The organism is Vibrio sp. CyArs1 (assembly GCF_022432925.1).
Classification (GTDB): domain Bacteria; phylum Pseudomonadota; class Gammaproteobacteria; order Enterobacterales; family Vibrionaceae; genus Vibrio; species Vibrio mediterranei.
This window is the reverse complement of record NZ_JAKRBO010000008.1, coordinates 181,202-203,021: the sequence shown is the minus strand read 5'-3', so window position 1 is coordinate 203,021 and position 21,820 is coordinate 181,202. Positions and strand designations below refer to the sequence as shown.

The following is a 21,820-nucleotide window of genomic DNA, read 5'->3' as shown; positions in this document are numbered from 1 at the left end:
GATGTGTAGCCAATTCATCATTTTTATAATGGTTACCAGAATTTAATGTCATCACAAACTAGGGATAACAGTTATGTTGTGGTTTTTAACTTGTGTTGCAGCCTTGATCGGCGGCTACTTTATCTACGGGGCTTTCATTGAGAAGGTCTTTGGTATTAATACAAAACGTCAAACACCAGCTCACACTAAAGCTGATGGTGTTGACTACGTGCCAATGTCGACCAAGAAAGTGTACTTGGTTCAATTGTTAAATATCGCTGGTGTTGGTCCAATCTTCGGCCCAATCATGGGTGCGCTATACGGTCCTGCCGCTATGCTTTGGATTGTCATTGGTTGTATCTTTGCTGGTGCAGTGCACGATTACTTCTCAGGTATGCTTTCAGTACGTAACGGTGGTGCTTCTGTTCCTACTATTACCGGTCGTTACTTAGGCAATGGCGCCAAACACTTTATGAACATTTTTGCCATCGTCTTGTTGCTACTTGTTGGTGTGGTATTCGTTTCTGCACCTGCAGGCATGATCACTAACCTAGTGAATGACCAAATGGGCATGTCAATGAGCATGACAACCATGGTTGTGGTTATCTTCGCTTATTACATCATCGCGACAATCGTACCTGTCGACAAAATTATTGGTCGCTTCTACCCACTATTTGGTGCACTGCTCATCTTCATGTCTGTTGGTCTTATCACAGCAGTGGCACTATCAAGCGAGCACCAAGTTATGGGTGGCTTTGAAGTCAGCGATATGTTCACCAACATGAACCCGAATGATTTACCGTTATGGCCAGCTCTATTCATCACTATTGCTTGCGGCGCTATCTCTGGCTTCCACGCAACACAGTCTCCACTGATGGCGCGCTGTATGGAAAACGAAAAGAATGGTCGCTTCGTCTTCTACGGTGCAATGATCGGTGAAGGTGTTATCGCCCTTATCTGGTGTGCTCTTGCTCTGTCTTTCTTCGGCTCTATCGACTCGCTAGCTGAAGCAGTAAAAAATGGTGGTCCAGGTAACGTAGTGTACAGCGCTTCATTTGGCCTATTGGGTGTATTTGGTGGTGTGCTTGCTTTCCTAGGTGTGGTTATTCTGCCAATCACTTCAGGTGATACTGCATTCCGCTCTAGCCGTCTAATCCTTGCTGAATACTTCAACATGGAGCAGAAAACACTACGTAACCGCCTACTGATGGCTCTACCACTATTCGTTATCGGTGGCATCTTAACTCAAGTAGACTTTGGTGTTATCTGGCGCTACTTCGGTTTCGCTAACCAAACAACTGCAGTAATGATGTTATGGACAGCCTCGGCTTACCTACTACGTCACAACAAGATGCACTGGGTAACGACTGTTCCAGCCATCTTTATGACGACGGTTGTTATTACCTTCATCTTGAATAACGCAACCCTAGGCTTCGGTCTGCCAATGCAGCTGTCAACAATTCTAGGTATTGTTGCCTCACTATCTATCACTGGCTACGTGATTAAGAAGTCGAAAGGTAAAGGTGAAACAGACCTTGCAGATGAAGAGAAGCCACAAGGCAAAGCAGAAACTGCTTAACTAATTATCCCGTTATCCGCTCTTAGAGCTAAAAAAGCGCCTTCACATTGAAGGCGCTTTTTATTTGTTATCTGATTATTTGCTAAGATAACCCAAACCACCAGCAATCAGACTTTGCTCCATCACCTCAATGACGGCTCGGCTGGTTTCATGCTTTAGGATTGATGAGGCCTTAGCACCTTGCAAAATCAGCCCACTTAGATGATCAATTTCATATTCAAAGCCAGTCCCGATAGTTTGCGCTGCTATCAATACGCTCTCACCTCGATACACCACTTGAATTGATTTAGGGTTCCACCACTTTTCAGCAATGGTCGCTTCAAAGTCCTCACCCTGAATGACAGCACTACGCACTAAATTGCGTGTTATTGAGGCCGCTAACTGACCTTGAAGACCAGATTTAAAATGAAACTCTGCGGTTTCATCCACCTTTGCTTGAGGGTTATCTTGAGAAAAGACCACATCGGGCTTACCAATAGTTACGCCACACAATGTACATAAATCCGCGTACAACCACAGCGCATACACTCCCACATCCAGTGTCGCACCACCAGCTTGCTGAGCATTGAAGATCTGGTAGTTTTCATCATACTCATGCCAATTACCAAATGCTGCCTGTACTGAGGTTAGCTTGATATTGTTGCTGACAATAAACTGTTTTAACTCTTGGTAGGCAGGAAACACAACAGACTTCATGGCTTCCGCCAAGATGACACCATGTCGTATCGCTAGCGCAGCCATTTCATCCCAATCTTTTACATTGGTAAATGCGGGTTTTTCTACCAATACATGCTTACCAGCGCTTAAAAAAAGCTCCACCAAATCTCGGTGATAGGGATGCAATGTCGCAATATAGACCACATCTACGTTGGCATCATCCGCTAATGCTTGGTAGGAACCATACGAGCGGCTGCACTCAAACTCTTCGGCAAACTTTGAGGCCCTAGCTTCATCACGTGCTGCCACCGCAACCAATTCGCCACATTGCGAATGTTGAGTTAAGTCGATGGCAAACCGACGTGCTATTTTCCCTAAACCTGCAATACCCCAACGAGCTTTCTCCAACATCCTATACCCTTCACATTATGTTTTTTGCCAACCATACCTAAGTCATACGATTACTCAAGTATCATACGGTGTGACATTGTCAGCGATTACCATCCAAGCTTTGCGATGATGCTAGCAAGCTGTGATGCCTCTAGATGAATACCAAAGTGGCGTTCAACGTTCTCCGCCAAGTCCGCTTTAGTCAGTTCTACTTCTTGCGTCTCTTCGTTATCCATTCTAATTTTTAACGTGCTATCGAGTAGTGTAATGATGCCGCCTTCAATTGGCTTTGCTGCAATCAAACTATTGGTAAAGTGAGTCTCTGAACTGGTCGAGGTAAAATGATTGCCATACACAATATCGCCACGACATACATAGGTCATATCCAAGCTGTATAGACTCACCCAATCTTGCTGTTTCACTTGAAGTAAATAACCACAGCGTTCATCTTCGATAAATCGAAAACACTGGTGGTCAATACACTGCTCGCGATGCAATGTCAGCTCCAGAGGTGCTCTTGGCGTATTCGCACCGAACCCTGCATCAACAATCCACTGCTGGTCATCAATCGTAGCCAATGTCACTTGATGGCTCCGTCCCGAAGGCTCGCCGCTAAGATGTACTCGTGCTAATAGTGGCCTAACGGTAAAACCTAAGCTCTCCATAACTCGAAGCAGTAACCCGTTGACTTCAAAACAATAGCCGCCACGCTGATGACGTATCAGTTTTTCGAAGATCGTATCAATATCAAGTTTAATTCCTTGCCCAGCGAAGACGTCAAAGTTTTCAAATGGCAACGTCCGATGCTGAGCACGATGAAGCGATATCATATCGGCCACCGTCGGCTTGAGCTCATTCTTAATGCCAAGTTTGTCGAAATAATCACGCATTTGAACAGGGGTCATCCTGAGCTCCTTTAATAGTGGCAGTGTTGATTGTTTTAGGTAATCCGCAAACAACAGATACAAAAAAACGCCCGAAACCTAAATGTGCTTACTTAGCCACACTTAAATTTCAAGGCGTTGCGATTAGTGTCATCTAGGCCTATTGGACTCGGCGTAACACCGCTTTTAGTGCCTCAAAGTCATTGGCTAAGTCTTCAGATAACAGCTCCATTGCTGCGTGTTTAGCCAATGGCCCAGGTAACTCAATGTCAGAACCTAAGATATCATCGACCACTTCTTTAAACTTAGCAGGATGCGCGGTACACAAAAACAAGCCCGTTTCACCCGGTTGCAACTGCTCTTCAAGTACTCGGTAAGCAATTGCACCATGAGGTTCACATAAGTAGCCCAGAGCATTAAGATCACGAACCGATTCAGCACTTTGCTCATCAGAGACTGCCCCTTTGCCTAGCGTGTCCAAACCCCAACCTTTAAGGCGGCAGAGTTCTTCGATACGCGGCCAGTTGTTTGGCTGACTAACATCCATCGCATTTGACGTTGTTGCCACCGTCGGTTTTGGAGCCCAATCACCTGTTTCTAGGTAACGTGGCACAGTATCATTCGCATTGGTTGCCGCGATAAAGCGCTTAATAGGCAATCCAAGCGCTTTCGCAAGCAGGCCAGCCGTTAAGTTACCGAAGTTACCGCTTGGTACTGATACTACGAGGTTTTCGCGCTGCTCTTTGCTAAGTTGAGACGCGGCTTCAAAGTAGTAACAAATCTGCGCCATCAAACGACTGATGTTGATTGAGTTTGCTGAATTTAATCCAATTTCTTCACGCAATGCTGCATCATCAAATGCCTGTTTCACGAGCGCTTGGCAAGCATCAAAGTCACCATCGATGGCCACTGTGTGAATGTTTTTGCCTAGCGTACAGAACAGCTTTTCCTGAAGTGGACTGATTTTACCTTTCGGGTAAAGAATCACGACATTGATGTCTTCCATACCATAGAAAGCGTGAGCGACTGCAGCACCAGTATCACCTGATGTTGCTGTCAAAATAGTGATTTTGCCACCATCAGAAACCGCGGCTAAAGACTGAGCCATAAAACGGCCTCCAAAGTCTTTAAATGCCAACGTTGGGCCATGGAAAAGCTCTAGTGCGTATACACCATCTTTCACTTGGTTGATTGGAGCCGGAAATTGGAACGCATTGTCTACTAATTCGCTAACCTTCTCTGCAGGCAACTCATCGCCAATTAGCGCAGAAAGTATCTTTGCACTGCGTGACACAAAATCTTCAGCCAATAAAGCATCTACGTCATAGAACTTAGGCAGTTCAGATGGGAAAAATAGACCTTGGTTGCGACCTAAGCCTTGACGGACAGCTTGGCCAAACGAGACTTGCTCGTCATTTTCTTTGATGTTGTAAAGCTTCATAGCTCACTTCCTGTTACTTTCGAACCTTGCTTGTCTAAGCGACAAACGTGCACGAATCCTTCGTTATTTTGTACATAATTTTCTTCTAGCCAGCGAGCCACTCGCTCTGCCACATCTTTTTCTTTACAGATGCTGAACAGCGTTGGGCCACTACCTGAAATTCCGGTTGCCAAAGCCCCCGCTGTTGCTGCGTATTCACGCGCTTGACTAAAGCCAGGTAGCAACTTAGCACGGTATGGTTCGGCAATGACATCTTTGATCATCTTTGCTGCCAATTCAGGCTGATTAGAATGACATGCATGGATAAACCCTGCCAGATGACGACCATGAGCAATGATGTCTTGACGACGATATTGAGAAGGTAAAATTTCACGCGCTTCTGCCGTCGACACTTTAATGCCTGGATACGCCATCACCCAATACCAATCATCAAAACAGGGGACTTCTTGGCTAATAATACCAAGCTCTTCCAGCATCAGTTGCACACCGCCTAAATAGCAAGGTGCCACATTGTCGTAATGGATGCCACCAGAAATTTGCCCTTCCATCTCTCCCATAAGAGCCAGTAACTCGGTCTCATTTAATGGATTTCCATGAAATTGGTTCAAAGCGTCTAGCGCCGCGACGATAGAACAAGCGCTCGATCCTAAGCCAGAACCGATCGGCATGTTCTTCTCAAGTGTCATAAATACAGGTTTAAGGGCTAGCCCTTTCTTATCTAATTCACGGGCGTACACTTTCCAACAATCATAAACAATATTCTCTTGCGGGTTAGCGGGCAGCTTATCAACAAAGCTGCCTTTCGTTGCTAGGTCAAAAGGTTTATCACCTAGCTTAACCTCAACGCAATCGCCAAGTAGAGTGCCATCTATAGGAGATACTGCAGCACCCAATACATCAAAACCAACACTCACGTTACCAATAGAGGCCGGAGCATAAACGACAACGCTATCACTCATCTTACACTCCTAGTTTCCAGCCTAATGTACGCATCACATCAGAGAACACGCCTGCCGCGGTCACTTCTGTACCCGCACCGTAACCACGTAATACCAGTGGAATTGGCTGATAATAGCGACTATAAAATGCCAGTGCGTTTTCACCATCTTTAATCTTGAACATAGGGTCGTTTTCATCCACGGCAGCAATGCGTACGCGACACTTACCATCTGCGATTTCGCCCACGTAGCGCAGCACTTTGCCTTCTTTGGCAGCGTCCGCTGACAGTTGGCTGAAGTAAGCATCCGCTTCAGGCAGACGGGCCATAAACTCATCTACTGAACCTGAATCATCAAAACCTGGTGGCAACGCTTGGTCAACTTCGACATCTTCAAGTTCAAGTGCCATCCCCGCTTCGCGAGCTAAGATGAGCAGTTTACGTGCTACGTCCATGCCTGATAGATCATCACGTGGATCTGGCTCAGTGAAACCTTTATCTTTTGCGACATTAGTTGCTTGGCTCAGCGTTAACCCTTCATCTAATTTACCGAAAATGAAAGATAACGACCCCGATAGAATACCGTTGAATTTCTCTAGCTCATCACCCGCTGCGATCAGGTTCTGTAGGTTCTCAATAACTGGCAGACCTGCCCCTACAGTTGTTTCATACATTAGCTTACGACGAGAGTTACGAGCGACATCACGCAGTTGATGATAGTAAGACATGCTCGCAGTGTTTGCCTTTTTGTTTGGCGTGACTACATGGAAGCCTGCGGCTAAAAACTCGGTATATTGATTGGCGATGTCTTCACTAGAAGTACAATCAACCAAAACAGGGTTAATAATGTGATTACGCTGAACCAATGCGGCTAAACCTGCCACCGAGAACTTCTCACTTACATCGCCCATACGATCGCGCCATTGGTCGAGAGGAAGTCCCTTACCATCTAGCAAGACACCTTTACTGTTTGCCAGACCACATACGCGGATAATGATGCCTTTCTCTGCCAGTTTGGCTTGCTGGCGCTGAATTTGGTCCACCAGTTCACCACCAACACCGCCAACACCAACGACAAACACATCTAGGAAATGCTTGGAATTGAAAAGATTTTCATGACACGCTTTGATGGCCTCAGAAATTTTGTCTTCTGGGATTACCGCTGAGATAGCGCGCTCGGAGGAGCCCTGTGCGATTGCGACAATATTGACGTTAACTTCTGCCAGTGATGAGAAGAACTGAGAAGCGACACCGCGAGACGTGCGCATGCCATCGCCCACTAGTGTCACGATTGCGACATCATCCATAAACTCAACAGGCTCTAGCAAGCCGTTTTTGAGCTCCAGCTCAAAAGCTTCGCGCAATGCTCGCTCTGCATCGAGCTTGTCTTCTTCTTCAATACAGAAACTGATGCTGTATTCTGAAGATGATTGAGTAATAAGAACGATGGACACACCCGCTGATGACATAGCGCCAAAAACGCGACTCGCCATGCCCACCATGCCTTTCATACCAGGTCCAGATACGTTTACCATGATAAGGTTAGACAGCGTCGTGATACCTTTGATTGGTAAGTTATCTTCACCAGTATCTTGACCAATCAAGGTACCAGCCCCTTGTGGGTTAAACGAGTTCTTGATGAGACATGGAATATGGAACTGAGCGATAGGTGCAATAGTTTTTGGGTGAAGAACCGAAGCGCCAAAATAAGAAAGCTCCATCGCTTCTTGATAGCTCAGTGACTTGAGAAGGCGAGCATCATCAACCAGGCGAGGGTCACAGTTGTAAACCCCATCAACATCCGTCCAAATTTCACAACAATCAGCACGCAAGCACGCTGCTAATACCGCCGCAGAATAGTCAGAGCCGTTACGACCAAGCGTAACCAATTCACCCTTAGCGTTGCCAGCAGTAAAGCCCGGCATAATGTGCACGACACCTTCTGCCAGTGGGTTAGCTTGGAAGTTTTGGGTTGATACTTCCACATCCACCATCGCTTCTAAATGATCACCTTGAGCAAAAAGGTACTTAACTGGATCAATAAGATCCGCAGCTTGACCTTTAGCTTGCAGTACAGCTTTCATAAGTTGAATCGAGATTCGCTCACCTTTTGAGATAATGCGAGCATTCACGTGATCTGGGCAAGTTCCGAGTAATCGGATACCGTGGACAAATTGATGCAATTGGAATAAAGATGTTTTGACTTGGTTGTCAAAATCTGTGCGCTCAATATTCGGGAGTACAGCAGCAATATTAGAAAATAGTTCGTTGAATGATGTTTCAAGCTCTGAAATCTGCAACTCAACTTCATTGTTTTTTAGGGCAGTTTCAATAACGGCGACAAGTTTGTTTGTCGTTTTACCCGGTGCCGATAGCACCACTGCCAAATCTTCTTGCTGGGCATTGTTAGCGATGATGTCCGCTGCTCTTAAAAAGCGGTCTGCATCAGCTAATGATGAACCTCCAAATTTTAGTACTCGCATCCTTTCCTCCCGAAATACTCAAAACAGGTAAAAAAAAGGCCCGTATCTTGGGGATACAGGCCTTGTTTTTGAATTTCTTCCGTCTACCAGCCCGCCCCAACATTGGTAATGTCGGTAATAATAATCGTGGTGGTCATTACTACGTGCTGGCAACTAAACATAGGGTCTTCTTAAAAATCTCTTATGTGCTTACCCATACGTTTAACCTATTTGTTGTAGCTGAGTCAATTAAAAAATGTACTTTTATTGCTTTAGCGGCGTTTTTTTCTTAAACGCATAGAAATTGATAATTGCAGATAACTTATTCAGTTAGGATCTTTATTAATAACCAATTGCTATATAGATTTACAACTTTTTGCTTAGTTTATGTGCTTTAATTAGAAGTCAATAAACTATAAAAACAATAACCAAGGAGTGGTGCTATGAAAGCAGTGTCTTTTTACGCTTTACCCTTGCTATTGTTCTCAGGAATGTCCCTCGCGGTAGACCTACCTACGCTGCCTTCGCAACATGACGCCTCCCCTCATAACTTCTTTCTTTCTTCAGGCACTAAGCTGGGTAGCAGTGATTCTTTTGATACTTGGAATATTGATAGTGGCTATTCCTATTCAATCTTTGACTCGTTAGATGTTTACATCGGGGCTCGATTGAATAATTCGCACGAGTCGATAGACCAAGGATTTTTGAGTGGCGTTAGCTACAATGTGTCTGACCGTATCTCGGTAAAAAGCACACTTCGTGGCTACCAATATGAAGAGAATAACGAAAAGCAAGGCGCAATGGCTGCGGAAATATCAAGTAGGATGAGATTAACCGAAAACCTAGACGTTCACGCCACCTTCGATTTTGAGAAGATACAACAAGGCGTTGAAGTGGGTCTAGGCTTCCGTTTTTAACTGAGCATCAGTTCAAGCATGATTACGCTTTAAAACTCTAATGCTTCTTTAGCGATCAATACCCCATTCCAATCAGAATAAACGTAATGCCCAGGTTGAACGATTTGGTTGTTCATCGTTAATGTAACGTTGATTTGACCTGCTCCACGTTTTTCTGTTTTGAAAGGACATGCCGCTAGCGCTTTAACTCCCAGATCCATTTCCGCCATAGCCGCCACGTCCCGAACTGCGCCATTCACAATCACGCCTTCCCATCCGTTTTCTATTGCCATAATCGCGAGTTGGTCCCCAAGCAGTGCTTTGGCACAAGAACCATTACCGTCAACAAAGAGTACTTTGCCTGTACCATTTTGCCCTAACACTTCTCGCACCATTGAGTTATCGTGGTAACAGCGTACCGTTACAATCTCTCCCCAGAACGCGGCACGTTGCCCGAAATTTTGCAGTGGCAAATTCAGCAACATGACTTTATCTTCGTGTTGGTCACAAATATCAGGTGTGATATCTCTCATTTTTCCTCCGTGATTTTTTGCTCAATAGCCATGCTAGTAGCAAGTCTTTAGAAGAGCATTAAATTAAAATCCTTTATCGCCTATCCGGTAATTTTTTCTGCTAACGTAAGAAATCACCCAATCGGCCTAATTTTTTTTGCGTTTGACTCTCATCACAGGAAACCAAAAACAGTACACCATTTTCTACCCAATAAATGGCATTTTGCTGGTATTTTTGCGCTAACTCACAGCCTTGCGTTAAAGTCATTTCTACCGCAAAGCTGTCTTCAACCCAGCTAAAACTCGGGTTTCCCACCTTAACATTTTGGTAGTTATAAATTTTGAGTCTTTGCTCTAAGTCGAGGTTTTTTATGCAATTTAGTTCGTTAGACAGTTTACGACTCTGTGGGTTCCAAGCCGTTATGATCACGTAATTTTCACTGTCCCACTCAGTGATAAATTCTATGCAAATTTCTGAATAGGCACGCCACAAGTGTGCATCAATACTCATATTATCTAAATTGTTGTATTTGCCCAATACTATTAATATTTGTTACAAAGGCGCTATTGATTTAAATCAACAAAGTGCATGGAATTAACATTTGACCATTGTTAGCATGCTGTTAACATTATAGAATTCGCCTCAATGACATAGCAGAATAATAAGAGATTTAAGGGATTTCTCGTTTTTTTGGCAACATCACGGAAGGCGACTTAACCTGTAACTGTTTCTACGATTTTGAGTAAACATCTAAGAAACATTACCTATATGTTAACTTTTTGCCTAGAATTTATTCTACTAGCGACAGAATTATCACAAGTTTAAATTAGGTACCGCCGATGCAAAGCCCGCAGATTCTTATTGTTGAAGATGAGCAAGTAACCCGTAACACCCTTAAAAGCATTTTTGAAGCAGAAGGATATGCTGTATTCGAGGCCAGCGACGGTCAGGAAATGCACCAAGTCATGTCTGAGAACTCTGTAAACCTTGTTATCATGGATATCAACCTTCCTGGTAAAAACGGTTTACTACTAGCTCGTGAACTTCGTGAGCAAGCTAATGTAGCATTAATGTTCTTGACTGGTCGTGACAACGAAGTGGATAAAATTCTAGGTTTAGAGATTGGCGCTGATGATTACATCACTAAGCCATTCAACCCTCGTGAATTAACTATCCGTGCACGTAACCTGTTAACTCGTTCAATGAGCACAAGTGCCGCTACTGAAGAAAAGCGCAGCGTTGAGAAATATGAGTTCAACGGTTGGGTTCTTGATATCAATAGTCGCTCACTAGTTAGCCCAAGTGGCGACGGCTACAAGCTACCTCGTTCAGAGTTCCGTGCTCTACTGCACTTCTGTGAGAACCCAGGTAAGATTCAAACTCGCGCCGATCTTCTTAAGAAGATGACTGGTCGTGAGCTTAAGCCTCACGATCGCACTGTAGATGTAACGATTCGTCGTATCCGTAAGCACTTTGAGTCAGTTTCTGGTACTCCAGAAATCATCGCAACTATCCACGGTGAAGGCTACCGCTTCTGTGGCGATCTAGAAGAGTAATCATCTTCTAACGAATGCAAAAGGGACGCACTGTGCGTCCCTTTTTAATGAAAGCGATTCAGCCTCAATCAATACACCGTATCCACATTCACTTGTTTGTTGACGACCCAAGTTTGTTTGTCGCCACCAACCAGCTGCACAGCAACATCTACTGGCTTAGTAATGTTGACTTCTAACTGCCAGTTAAACGCCACTTCCCACTGATTCTCAGAGTGATTTCGCAGCTCAAAGTCGTCACCTTCAAACTCCCAAGACACATCACCTTGTTTCAATACCACCATAGCGACATCCATATCAGCTGGTAGCTGCGTGTCAGTCACTAGGTTTAATGCACCGTGAAGAGTTTGTTCTTTTACCAGTGCAGTCGTTTCACCGATTTTTGGCATCATATCGATCCAAAGGTTCGACTCTAGACGAACAGTCTGCTGTTCAACCATAGCAGTATTTCCCGTCATCCATACTTTTGAGTCTGTCGCTGGAGAGGTTGCACAACCGGCTAAAGCTGCAGAAAGTGCTAGTGCTGTGAGTATTTTCTTCATTTTGATTCCTTACTTTCCAACCACATTTTAAGTACTTGAATATCATTGTGATATTCGTTTTTTATCTCTTCAACCCAATCTTCAATGTTCTCCCACCATGCTGGCATATCCGGAGACTGAGCCTTCTGGGCAACTGATTGAATGCGTTTTAAGCCAATAGACCCCGCAGCACCTTTAATCTTATGTGCTTCAGAGGCAATGCCGGATTGATCTTTCGCAGTCATGTTCGAATCCAGTATCTCGAGATAGTCTGGCATCATTTGCTCGAACATAGTGATGCTATCGTACACAGGTTTGGTGCCGACAATATCAACATAAGAGTCCAACATATCGAAATCTAATAGTCGGTTAAACAGTTCGTCATTAATATCTGTTTTCTCAACTACGGTTGCTTCCTCAACGTCAGTAGACTCTTCATCGCCAGCAAACTTGTTAATGACTTCCGTGAGTGCTTTAACACTCAGTGGCTTACTGATAGCGTCATCCATACCTTTTGTTAGGTACTCTTGTTTATCCTTTAGCACATTCGCCGTTAAAGCGACCAAAGGAGGCAATTGTGTGTAGTGCTCTCTAAAGTTCTGTGCAACATCAAAGCCCGTCATATCAGGTAACTGAATATCGAGCAACGCGAGGTCATACTCTTCTGGCTTAAACGTCGCGATGGCTTCTTCGCCCGTCATTGCAACACTGACTGTATGTCCTAAGCTTTCCAACAGCGAACGTGCGACCGTAATGTTCAACTCTATATCTTCCAGTAAGAAAATATTGAGGCTACCTTGTTGCTTCACTTCTACTGGAGCCAATTGTTGTTTATCAGCACAAGGGACATTGATGGATACCGTAAATGTACTTCCAAACCCTTCTTCACTGTCTACCGTGATGTCACCATCCATCATCTTTATCAGTTGCTTAGAAACAGCAAGACCAATTCCGGTGCCCACAGCATGTAAATTGTCTTTCCCTGACTTCACCTGATAATACATAGCGAAGATCTTATCAAGTTCGTGCTGAGGAATACCTATTCCAGTATCTTCAACTTCGATAATGATATGAGCATAATTATCTTCAATATCCGCACTGATGGTCATCACAACGCCACCCTGCTTAGTGAACTTCATGGCGTTGCTAACCAGATTCCAAATCACCTGACGCAGTCTCGTCGCATCGACTACCACGCCTTCTGGGAGATCAGTTAAACGCTCAAGATCAAATCGTAACCCTTTCTGCTCCGCCATAAGAGCCGAAATGCTCTCAAGTTCAGTGACAAAGTCTTCAAAGTTCAGTGGTTCAGGGAAAAGCTCAAGCTTACGTCTATCAAACTTATCCATATCAATTATGTCATTAAAGATATGGCCTAGCGTGATGGCACTGACGTTAATAGTTTGCATGTGCTTACGCTGTTCAGTATTTAGATGGCTATCAAGTAACATTCGGCTTAAACCGACGATGCCATTTAACGGTGTACGCAGCTCATGACTAATGGTCGAAATAAACGTTGTTTTGTCTCGACTCGCTTTCTCTAATGACTCTTGATGACGCTTACGCTCGGTGATATCACGACCAAAACCAACCAGCCCAAGGTGCTTACCATCTTTGCTATAGAACGGCACCTTACGCAGTTCATAGAAACATTTCTTGCCATCTGGGTACTCTAACCACTGCTCATACGTCAGTGCTTGGTTATCACCCATCACTTTATGGTCGGTTTCAACAACTTGTTTAGCGATCTCTTCAGAGTAAACGTCCCATGGCGTCAAACCCACTAGCTCTTTTTCTTTTCGACCAGTCAACTCTTCCATCGCCCGGTTACAACCAGAAAAGACACCTTCCGCATTGCGGTAATAGATCAAGTCGGGAGAAGCATCAATAAATGAACGCAGTAAAGCGGTTCGTTCAGCCAGCTCTAGTTGAGTACGTTCACGTTGAAACACCTCATTTTCTAGATCCTTCATCGCCTCTTCACGCGCTTCCTCCGCTTTTTGTCTCTCTTCAATCTCTTGATTGAGTTTGCGGATATTTTGTTGCAGCTTGTGGTTCAAATCTTGGTCACGCGAACGCATGTCTTTTAGCTTAGAAACCATCTTAGAGAGACGCTGACGTGATTCTTCCAACTGGTCGACAACAACAGAGAGAAAATACACAGCCCACGGAGTAATAAGCAGGCCGAAAAATACCGAACGGACAATATCGATGTCATCTACACGCCCGTTCAAAACAAGGGTTATACCCACCTGAACCACAACGGCTAATGCCACCAAAGCCAATGCGAGAAGAATAGAAAAACGAACAATGCCGAGCTTTACTAACAAGTCGACATAATATTGAGCGAGGTTTTTGATAGGTTTCATTCAGCACTCCGTGCGTTACAACTGGCCTAAGTCTATCATTAAGCCAGAAGCTTCACACGGTAGTAGAATTATTTGAGAACAGGTTTGTGATAAATAAACGGATTCAGAGTCAATGAGCCCTGTTGGCCTTGTTTGGTTAACACTCGGCCTAGTTCTGTCATCGCTAACCAACGGTTCTCACACCAAAGTGGCGACAACAAGGTCGGTCTTCGCGCGGAAGAGGAGACGCGGTGAAAAATGATCTCTGCTGGCGTACGACGAATCATTTCACTGGCCACATCTAAGTAAAACTCTAGCGTTGGCGCTTCTAATCTCCCAGCACGCCACGCCTTAGCCATCGTACTGCCTTCAACAATATGTAAACCGTGCAATTTAATGCCATCCGTTCCGGTGGCCAGCACCTTGTTTAGAGTAACAAGGTTATCTTGCTTTGATTCATTTGGCAGACCGACGATAAGATGTGTACATACCTTGATTCCAAGTGCACGAGCGCGTCGGGTGATTTCATCGTACACAGCAAAATCATGACCTCGATTTATGCGTTTAAGTGTGTGATCGTGAGCCGTTTGCAGCCCTAACTCCAGCCAAATTTCATATCCTTGTTCAACGTACCCAGCCAAAAGTTCAAGTACGGATTCAGGAACACAATCAGGACGCGTTCCGACACATAATCCAACGATGTCAGCATACTTAAGTGCTTCTTCGTACATGTTTTTCAACACCTGTACTTCTGCATAAGTGCTGGTATAAGCCTGAAAATAAGCGAGATACTTCTTTGCACGCTTCACTTCACCAGCACGATCCGTGAGCTGTTCATGAATGGATTGAATCTGTGTCTCTTCACTTGCAAAGGAGGCAACATTACAAAATGTACAACCACCACGACCTATCGTGCCGTCTCGGTTAGGGCAGCTAAAACCACCGTGCAGGGTCAGTTTGTGAACTTTTTCACCGTATCGACGCTGGAGATCTTGGCCGATAGTATTCACCAACTCATGTAATTGCATGTTCGAAAAACCTATTAATAAGAATGAATCTCACTCTAATTAGTGAAACTAAATTACATCCCTGCAAAAGAAAACCATGCATCGTATCAACGAGTGCGAAAAGCATGCTTAACCAAAATCAATAAATATTCATAAAAACAACAGAAAAACGGTAAATGTTGCATGTATGTTATTAGATATATTCAAAAGTAGATAAAAAAAATGTGGAACAGACGTAACTTTCGTTGGAATTACACAGCGCAAAATTGTAGGATACTTACACAATTCAGCTGTTTTTGCCGTTTTTATTACAGTACGAATTAGTAGATTGAAGGTTGATATTCTACTCCCACCAACATATTCCACTGGATTGTGGAAAGATGACATTGAATATCACCACGGAATGTTTTTCTCGCAACACTTTTCCTGCGAGATGCAGAATGGACTCGAAAACTGCCCCCTCTGGCAGTCAAGAATCAAAATTACAAAGGACAAGGCACAATCACACACTCAAGTTGTGCCTAGATTAAACTGGAAGGAAGTATCTATGGTAGATAGAGAGCAGAATACACAAGGTCTGTATACTCCAGAGTTGGAGCATGACGCTTGTGGTATCGGTTTTGTTGCTCACCTAAAAAACCGTAAATCACACGAAGTAGTGACCCAAGCCCTGGATATGCTAGCGCGCATGGAACACCGTGGCGGTCAAGGCTGCGATCCATGCAGTGGCGATGGCGCAGGTATCCTACTTCAGAAGCCCCATGAATTTCTTTTGGAAGAAGCTGTTAAGCTTGGTATCAAGCTGCCTTCTTTTGAGAAATACGGTGTTGGTGTTGTTCTTTTCCCGAAAGACGAGCACAAACGCGCACAATGTCGTGACATTCTAGAGCGCAATGCACAACGTTTAGAGTTGGAAGTAATTGGATATCGTGTCTTACCAACTGACAACTCAATGATTGGTGCTGATCCATTAAGCACTGAGCCACAATTCGAACACGTATTCGTTTCTGGTGGTCCGGGCTGTACGCCTGAAGAGCTAGAACGTAAGCTTTACGTCTTACGTAACTACACAGTACGCGTTTGCTTAGAAAGTGTGTCTAACATTGGTGATGACTTCTACATCAATTCAATGTCGTACAAGACACTGGTTTACAAGGGCCAGCTCACTACTGAGCAAGTGCCTCAGTACTTCCTAGATCTACAAAATCCTACGATGGTGACAGCGCTTGCACTGGTTCACTCTCGTTTCTCTACCAATACTTTCCCGAAATGGCGCCTAGCGCAGCCTTTCCGTTACATTGCCCACAACGGTGAAATCAACACAGTTCGCGGTAACTTGAACTGGATGAAGGCTCGTGAAGCGATCATCGAATCTGACTTGTTCACACAAGCAGAAATCGACATGCTGCTCCCGATCTGTCAAGAAGGCAGCTCGGATTCATCAAACTTCGATATGGCACTAGAGCTCCTGGTTCTTTCTGGTCGTAGCCTGCCACATGCGTTGATGATGATGATCCCTGAAGCATGGCAAGAAAACAAAAACATGGACCCAACACGTCGTGCATTCTACCAGTATCACGCGAACGTAATGGAACCATGGGACGGACCAGCATCGGTGTGCTTTACTGACGGTGTTCAGGTAGGTGCAACGCTTGACCGTAACGGTCTGCGCCCATCTCGCTATACCGTGACTAAAGATGACTTCTTGGTGATGGCATCAGAATCTGGTGTTGTCGACATTGAGCCAGAGAACGTTGAGTTCCGTGGTCGTCTGCAACCTGGTCGTATCTTCGTTGCTGACCTAGAGCAAGGTCGCATTATCTCTGATGAAGAAGTGAAAGATGGCATCGCAAGTGCTCAGCCATACCAGAAATGGGTGGAAGAGAACCTGCTTAGCCTGAAAAAGCTTCCAGACGCGAGCAACGAATTCAGCCAACCTTCTCCTGAAAAGCTACTCCACAAACAGCAAGCGTTTGGTGTTAGCTCAGAAGAAGTGAACGAAATCATTGTACCTATGGCAAAAGATGGCAAAGAGCCATTGTCTGCAATGGGTGCTGACTGGCCACTAGCGATCCTTTCGCACCAGTCACAACATCTGTCTAACTACTTTAAGCAGCTATTTGCTCAGGTTACCAACCCACCAATCGACCCGATTCGTGAACGTATGGTGATGTCTCTGAACACTTACCTTGGTAAAGATCAGAACCTGCTATCGGAATCTCCGGAGCACTGCCAAAAAGTTGAACTAGAGTCCCCAGTTCTATCTAACTCTGAACTTGAGAAGCTGCGTGCTATCGATAATGAGCACCTGCAAGCGAAAACTCTGGATATCGTTTTCCAAGCAAGTGAAGACGAAGGTAAGCTAGAGCGTGCACTAAAACGTATCTGTCAATACGCAGAAGATGCGGTTATCGATGGTTACTCAATCATTCTGTTAACTGACCGAGCTATCAACTCTAACCATGCCGCTATCCCAGCGATGCTGGCGGTAGGCGCGGTTCACCACCACCTAATCCGCAAAGGCTTGCGTGCTAAGTGTGACATCGTAGTAGAAACTGGCGATGCTCGTGAAACGCACCACTTTGCAACGCTTGTTGGCTATGGTGCAAACGCGGTTAACCCATACCTCGTTATCGAGACCATGGTTGAGCTACAACGCACTAAAAAACTGGATCCAGAAACCAGCATCTCTGAGCTGTTCGAGAACTACCGTAAGTCGATCAACGGTGGCCTATTAAAGATTTTCTCGAAAATGGGCATCTCCACACTTCAGTCTTACCATGGTGCACAAATCTTCGAAGCGCTAGGTATCAGTAAGTCTGTAGTTGAGAAGTATTTCACGGGTACGGTTTCACGTATTCAAGGCCTTACCATCGATGATATCGCCAAAGAAGTCTTGGTTCGTCACCGTATTGGTTTCCCAACACGTGAAATTCCAATTCAAGTTCTTGATGTGGGTGGGGTTTATCAGTGGAAACAGCGTGGTGAAAAGCACCTGTTTAACCCAGAAACTATTTCCCTACTGCAAGAGTCAACTCGCAACAAAGATTACTCTCAGTTTAAGAAGTATGCGAAAGCCGTCGATGACCAAGGCGATAACGCTGCGACTCTGCGTAGCCAATTAGACTTCGTTAAGAACCCAGCAGGCTCAATCCCGCTGGAAGAAGTTGAGCCAATTGAAAACATTCTGAAGCGCTTTGCTACAGGTGCGATGTCATTCGGTTCTATCTCTTACGAGGCTCACTCAACACTTGCTGTAGCCATGAACCGTATCGGTGCTAAGTCTAACTCAGGCGAAGGCGGTGAAGATCCAACTCGTTTCGAACGTAAAGAAAACGGTGACTGGGAACGCTCAGCAATTAAGCAGGTAGCATCAGGTCGTTTCGGTGTCACGTCTTACTACTTAACTAACGCTGATGAGCTACAAATCAAGATGGCTCAAGGTGCGAAGCCAGGCGAAGGTGGTCAGCTACCAGGTGATAAAGTCGATGACTGGATCGGTGCGACTCGTCACTCAACTCCAGGGGTTGGTCTAATTTCTCCACCGCCACACCACGATATCTACTCAATCGAAGATTTGGCACAGCTGATCTACGACTTGAAAAACGCTAACCGCGCGGGTCGCGTTAACGTGAAGCTAGTATCAGAAGCGGGTGTAGGTACTATCGCCTCAGGTGTTGCAAAAGCGAAAGCTGACGTTGTCCTGATTGCGGGCTTCGACGGTGGTACTGGTGCTTCACCAATGTCTTCAATTCGCCATACAGGGCTTCCTTGGGAGCTTGGTTTGGCAGAAACACACCAAACGCTTCTGAAGAACGGTCTACGTAACCGTATCGTGGTTCAATCTGATGGTCAGATGAAAACGCCACGTGACCTTGCGGTAGCAACTCTACTTGGTGCTGAAGAATGGGGCGTCGCAACCGCAGCGCTTGTGGTTGAAGGCTGTATCATGATGCGTAAGTGTCATAAGAACACCTGCCCTGTGGGTATCGCAACACAAAACAAAACACTACGTGAGCGCTTCGATGGTCGCGTAGAAGATGTTGTTACCTTCTTCCAATACATGGCTGAAGGCTTACGTGAAGTGATGGCTGAACTTGGTTTCCGCACTATCGATGAGATGGTGGGTCAATCTCACAAACTAAAAGTTCGTGAAGATATTGGTCACTGGAAATATAAGAACCTCGACCTAACACCTGTACTACATATTGAACAGGCTCGTGAGCAAGATGGCGTTTACAACCAAACGGAACAAAACCACAACCTAGAACAGGTTCTGGACCGTAAGTTAATTCAAGCAGCAATTCCAGCACTTGAGAAGGGCGAAGCCGTAAATGCTGAGTTCCCAATCATCAACACCGACCGTTCAGCTGGTACCATGCTGTCGAATGAGATTTCTAAAGTCTACAAGGACCAAGGTCTACCTCAACCAATGAACGTGAAGTTCACTGGCAGCGCAGGTCAATCATTCGGCGCTTTCCTTGCTAAAGGCGTTAAGTTTGAAGTGGAAGGCGATGCGAACGACTACTGGGGTAAAGGTCTGTCAGGCGGTACGTTAGTACTCTACCCTGATGCGAAATCAACGATTGTCGCTGAAGATAACATCGTGGTTGGTAACGTATGTTTCTACGGTGCAACGTCTGGTGAATCCTTCATTCGCGGTATGGCTGGTGAGCGTTTCTGTGTACGTAACTCTGGTGCTAAAGTCGTTGTTGAAGGTGTCGGTGACCACGGTTGTGAATACATGACTGGCGGTGCGGCCATCATCCTTGGTTCGACAGGACGTAACTTTGCGGCTGGTATGAGTGGCGGTGTTGCCTACGTTTGGGATACAGCGGGTGATTTTGAAACCAAGCTAAACCCTGAATTGGTCGACCTAGACCCAATCGAACAAGAAGATCGCGAACTACTTAAAGATATGCTGACTAAGCATGTAGAGTTCACAGGAAGTGAAGTCGCTCAGTCGTTCTTAGATAACTTTGAAGTAAGCCTAGCGTCACTCGTTAAGGTTATGCCGCGTGACTACAAAGCGGTACTTCAAAAGCGCAAAGCAGAAGCTGAGCAAGCTCAAACGGAAGAAGTGGAGGCAGTATAATGGGTAAGCCTACTGGATTTTTAGAACATGGTCGCGAGCTTCCAAAGAAGCTCGACCCAGCCGTTCGTATTGAAGACAACAAAGAGTTCGTACTAAACGAAGAGTTTGGCGACAAAATCAATACTCAGGCTTCTCGTTGTATGGATTGTGGCGTGCCGTTCTGCCACAGTGGTTGCCCAATCGGCAATATCATCCCAGAGTTCAACGATGCCGTATATCGTGATAGCTGGGAAGAAGCTTGGAACATCCTAAGTTCTACTAACAACTTCCCTGAGTTTACAGGTCGCGTCTGTCCGTCTCCTTGTGAGAGCGCTTGTGTACTTGGCATTAACCAAGACCCTATCACCATCTGTAATATCGAGAAAACTATCGTTGAAACAGCATACCGCGAAGGTTATGCAAAACCGAAAACGCCACGTTCTCGTTCTGGTAAAACTGTTGCTATCATCGGTTCTGGCCCTGCTGGTCTCTCTGCCGCTGAACAGCTCAACAGTGCAGGTCACTCTGTGACTGTATTTGAACGCGATGAGAAAGTGGGTGGCCTACTTCGCTTCGGCATCCCAGATTTCAAACTGGGTATGGACATCATTGACCGTAAGATCAATCTGATGGCAGAAGCTGGCGTTGAGTTTAAAGTAAACCAACATGTGGGCGTTGATGTTAATGCTCAGCAACTGCGCCAAGAGTTTGATGTGGTGCTGTTAACAGGTGGATCTACCGTTCCTCGTGACTTACCTGTTCCTGGACGTGAACTTAAAGGCGTACATTTCGCTATGGAGTTCCTTGCTCAGAATAACCGTCGTGCTAACGATATGGATCTGAAAGGCGAAGAAATCCACGCTAAAAATAAGCACGTTGTGGTTATCGGCGGTGGCGATACAGGTTCTGACTGTGTTGGTACATCAAACCGTCATAAAGCGGCGAGTGTTACTCAGGTCGAAATCATGCCGATTCCACCAGAAAAACGCCCTGCGAATATGCCTTGGCCTCAATACCCAATGATTATGAAAACAACCACTTCTCATGAAGAAGGCTGTGACCGTCATTGGAATATCCTGACAAAAGAATTCATCGGTAACGATGAAGGTCAAGTAACAGGTCTTCGTATTGCTGACATCGTATGGAAAGACGCAGCGCCAGGTGAACGTCCAAGTTTTGAAGAAGTGGCTAACTCTGAGCGTGTCATTCCTTGTGATATGGCATTCCTAGCAATGGGCTTCTTACACCCAGAACCAACGGGCGTATTAGCACAACTTGATATCAAACTGGATGAGCGAGGAAACGTAGCGTCACAAGGTTTCCAAACCAACCAGCAAGGTGTTTTTGCCGCAGGTGATATGCGTACTGGTCAGTCTCTGGTCGTGCGTTGCATCAACGAGGGACGTGAGTGTGCACGTGCCATCGATGAATACCTTATGGGCAACACCAACCTTGAAGCGAAAGCAGATTCATTAATGCTTTCAGCCTAAAGGTTGTCTGTCTGGTTACACCAATAAGTAACTAACAGTATTCCTTCCTAATTTGGCCAGCAGTTTGCTGGCCTTTTTTGTGTCCGTCT

General features: G+C 45.2%; 15 protein-coding genes and 1 other annotated feature. Of the genes, 5 read left to right on the top strand and 10 right to left on the bottom strand.

The annotated features are described in order from the left end of the window. Positions 1-73 precede the first annotated feature (73 nt). Positions 74-1,558 carry a carbon starvation protein A gene (locus MMA19_RS21265; protein WP_006072910.1) on the top strand — a complete coding sequence of 495 codons (1,485 nt, stop codon included), beginning with the start codon at positions 74-76 and terminating at the stop codon, positions 1,556-1,558. 75 nt (positions 1,559-1,633) lie between these two features. On the opposite strand, the gene MMA19_RS21260 is transcribed toward MMA19_RS21265, so the two are convergent. From MMA19_RS21260 to thrA, 5 genes are all read right to left on the bottom strand, one after another. Next, the gene (locus tag MMA19_RS21260) at positions 1,634-2,626 is read right to left on the bottom strand and encodes a Gfo/Idh/MocA family oxidoreductase (protein ID WP_240207157.1); all 993 of its coding nucleotides are present in this window, start codon (positions 2,624-2,626) and stop codon (positions 1,634-1,636) included. Between the two features lie 86 nt (positions 2,627-2,712). Further along, on the bottom strand, positions 2,713-3,510 hold the full coding sequence (locus tag MMA19_RS21255) for an arylamine N-acetyltransferase (protein ID WP_240207156.1): 798 nt from the start codon (positions 3,508-3,510) through the stop codon (positions 2,713-2,715). A gap of 139 nt (positions 3,511-3,649) precedes the next feature. Further along, on the bottom strand, positions 3,650-4,930 hold the full coding sequence (gene thrC, locus MMA19_RS21250; RefSeq protein ID WP_240207155.1) for a threonine synthase: 1,281 nt from the start codon (positions 4,928-4,930) through the stop codon (positions 3,650-3,652). Then, positions 4,927-5,889: a homoserine kinase gene (gene thrB / locus MMA19_RS21245; RefSeq protein WP_062459838.1), complete on the bottom strand. Its 963-nt coding sequence runs from the start codon at positions 5,887-5,889 to the stop codon at positions 4,927-4,929. The genes thrC and thrB overlap by 4 nt, the downstream gene beginning before the upstream one ends. A gap of 1 nt (position 5,890) precedes the next feature. Next, positions 5,891-8,350 (bottom strand): bifunctional aspartate kinase/homoserine dehydrogenase I, encoded by a 2,460-nt coding sequence (thrA, locus tag MMA19_RS21240; RefSeq protein WP_038223951.1) that lies wholly within the window; start codon positions 8,348-8,350, stop codon positions 5,891-5,893. Positions 8,351-8,379: 29 nt separating this feature from the next. Continuing rightward, positions 8,380-8,495: a sequence feature (Thr leader region), on the bottom strand. 277 nt (positions 8,496-8,772) lie between these two features. Between thrA and MMA19_RS21235 the strand changes: the two genes are divergently transcribed. Next, positions 8,773-9,246 carry a hypothetical protein gene (locus MMA19_RS21235; protein ID WP_006072904.1) on the top strand — a complete coding sequence of 158 codons (474 nt, stop codon included), beginning with the start codon at positions 8,773-8,775 and terminating at the stop codon, positions 9,244-9,246. A gap of 29 nt (positions 9,247-9,275) precedes the next feature. Here MMA19_RS21235 and MMA19_RS21230 read toward each other — a convergent pair whose 3' ends face one another. Together MMA19_RS21230 and MMA19_RS21225 are read right to left on the bottom strand one after the other, a co-directional pair. Next, complete coding sequence (locus tag MMA19_RS21230) at positions 9,276-9,758, bottom strand: putative 4-hydroxy-4-methyl-2-oxoglutarate aldolase (protein ID WP_006072903.1); 483 nt, start codon at positions 9,756-9,758, stop codon at positions 9,276-9,278. 100 nt (positions 9,759-9,858) lie between these two features. After that, complete coding sequence (locus tag MMA19_RS21225; RefSeq protein ID WP_006072902.1) at positions 9,859-10,248, bottom strand: DUF3293 domain-containing protein; 390 nt, start codon at positions 10,246-10,248, stop codon at positions 9,859-9,861. 329 nt (positions 10,249-10,577) lie between these two features. Here MMA19_RS21225 and arcA point away from each other — a divergent pair, with 329 nt between their 5' ends. Continuing rightward, the gene (gene arcA, locus MMA19_RS21220; RefSeq protein WP_006072901.1) at positions 10,578-11,294 is read left to right on the top strand and encodes a two-component system response regulator ArcA; all 717 of its coding nucleotides are present in this window, start codon (positions 10,578-10,580) and stop codon (positions 11,292-11,294) included. A 68-nt stretch (positions 11,295-11,362) separates the two neighbouring features. Here the strand turns inward: arcA and MMA19_RS21215 are convergent, their stop codons facing one another. The 3 genes from MMA19_RS21215 to MMA19_RS21205 all read right to left on the bottom strand — a co-directional run bounded on the left by MMA19_RS21215 (position 11,363) and on the right by MMA19_RS21205 (position 15,188). Continuing rightward, entirely contained in the window at positions 11,363-11,833 is a 471-nt protein-coding gene (locus MMA19_RS21215) for a hypothetical protein (protein WP_006072900.1), read from the bottom strand. Further along, positions 11,830-14,181: an aerobic respiration two-component sensor histidine kinase ArcB gene (gene arcB, locus MMA19_RS21210; RefSeq protein WP_006072899.1), complete on the bottom strand. Its 2,352-nt coding sequence runs from the start codon at positions 14,179-14,181 to the stop codon at positions 11,830-11,832. Before arcB ends, MMA19_RS21215 begins: the two co-directional genes overlap by 4 nt. 68 nt (positions 14,182-14,249) lie before the next feature. Beyond that, positions 14,250-15,188 (bottom strand): TIGR01212 family radical SAM protein, encoded by a 939-nt coding sequence (locus MMA19_RS21205; RefSeq protein ID WP_240207154.1) that lies wholly within the window; start codon positions 15,186-15,188, stop codon positions 14,250-14,252. 526 nt (positions 15,189-15,714) lie between these two features. Here MMA19_RS21205 and gltB point away from each other — a divergent pair. Both gltB and MMA19_RS21195 read left to right on the top strand, forming a co-directional pair. Beyond that, the gene (gene gltB, locus MMA19_RS21200) at positions 15,715-20,262 is read left to right on the top strand and encodes a glutamate synthase large subunit (protein WP_240207153.1); all 4,548 of its coding nucleotides are present in this window, start codon (positions 15,715-15,717) and stop codon (positions 20,260-20,262) included. After that, positions 20,262-21,731, top strand: coding sequence for a glutamate synthase subunit beta (locus MMA19_RS21195; RefSeq protein WP_006072896.1), 1,470 nt, complete (start codon positions 20,262-20,264; stop codon positions 21,729-21,731). Before gltB ends, MMA19_RS21195 begins: the two co-directional genes overlap by 1 nt. The last annotated feature ends 89 nt before the right edge of the window (positions 21,732-21,820 follow it).

Excerpts from the sequence above, each read along its gene's own strand:
- MMA19_RS21265 (WP_006072910.1), top strand. The coding sequence starts at position 74 with ATGTTGTGGTTTTTAACTTGTGTTGCAGCCTTGATCGGCGGCTACTTT.
- MMA19_RS21260 (WP_240207157.1), bottom strand. The coding sequence starts at position 2,626 with ATGTTGGAGAAAGCTCGTTGGGGTATTGCAGGTTTAGGGAAAATAGCA.
- MMA19_RS21255 (WP_240207156.1), bottom strand. The coding sequence starts at position 3,510 with ATGACCCCTGTTCAAATGCGTGATTATTTCGACAAACTTGGCATTAAG.
- thrC (WP_240207155.1), bottom strand. The coding sequence starts at position 4,930 with ATGAAGCTTTACAACATCAAAGAAAATGACGAGCAAGTCTCGTTTGGC.
- thrB (WP_062459838.1), bottom strand. The coding sequence starts at position 5,889 with ATGAGTGATAGCGTTGTCGTTTATGCTCCGGCCTCTATTGGTAACGTG.
- thrA (WP_038223951.1), bottom strand. The coding sequence starts at position 8,350 with ATGCGAGTACTAAAATTTGGAGGTTCATCATTAGCTGATGCAGACCGC.
- MMA19_RS21235 (WP_006072904.1), top strand. The coding sequence starts at position 8,773 with ATGAAAGCAGTGTCTTTTTACGCTTTACCCTTGCTATTGTTCTCAGGA.
- MMA19_RS21230 (WP_006072903.1), bottom strand. The coding sequence starts at position 9,758 with ATGAGAGATATCACACCTGATATTTGTGACCAACACGAAGATAAAGTC.
- MMA19_RS21225 (WP_006072902.1), bottom strand. The coding sequence starts at position 10,248 with ATGAGTATTGATGCACACTTGTGGCGTGCCTATTCAGAAATTTGCATA.
- arcA (WP_006072901.1), top strand. The coding sequence starts at position 10,578 with ATGCAAAGCCCGCAGATTCTTATTGTTGAAGATGAGCAAGTAACCCGT.
- MMA19_RS21215 (WP_006072900.1), bottom strand. The coding sequence starts at position 11,833 with ATGAAGAAAATACTCACAGCACTAGCACTTTCTGCAGCTTTAGCCGGT.
- arcB (WP_006072899.1), bottom strand. The coding sequence starts at position 14,181 with ATGAAACCTATCAAAAACCTCGCTCAATATTATGTCGACTTGTTAGTA.
- MMA19_RS21205 (WP_240207154.1), bottom strand. The coding sequence starts at position 15,188 with ATGCAATTACATGAGTTGGTGAATACTATCGGCCAAGATCTCCAGCGT.
- gltB (WP_240207153.1), top strand. The coding sequence starts at position 15,715 with ATGGTAGATAGAGAGCAGAATACACAAGGTCTGTATACTCCAGAGTTG.
- MMA19_RS21195 (WP_006072896.1), top strand. The coding sequence starts at position 20,262 with ATGGGTAAGCCTACTGGATTTTTAGAACATGGTCGCGAGCTTCCAAAG.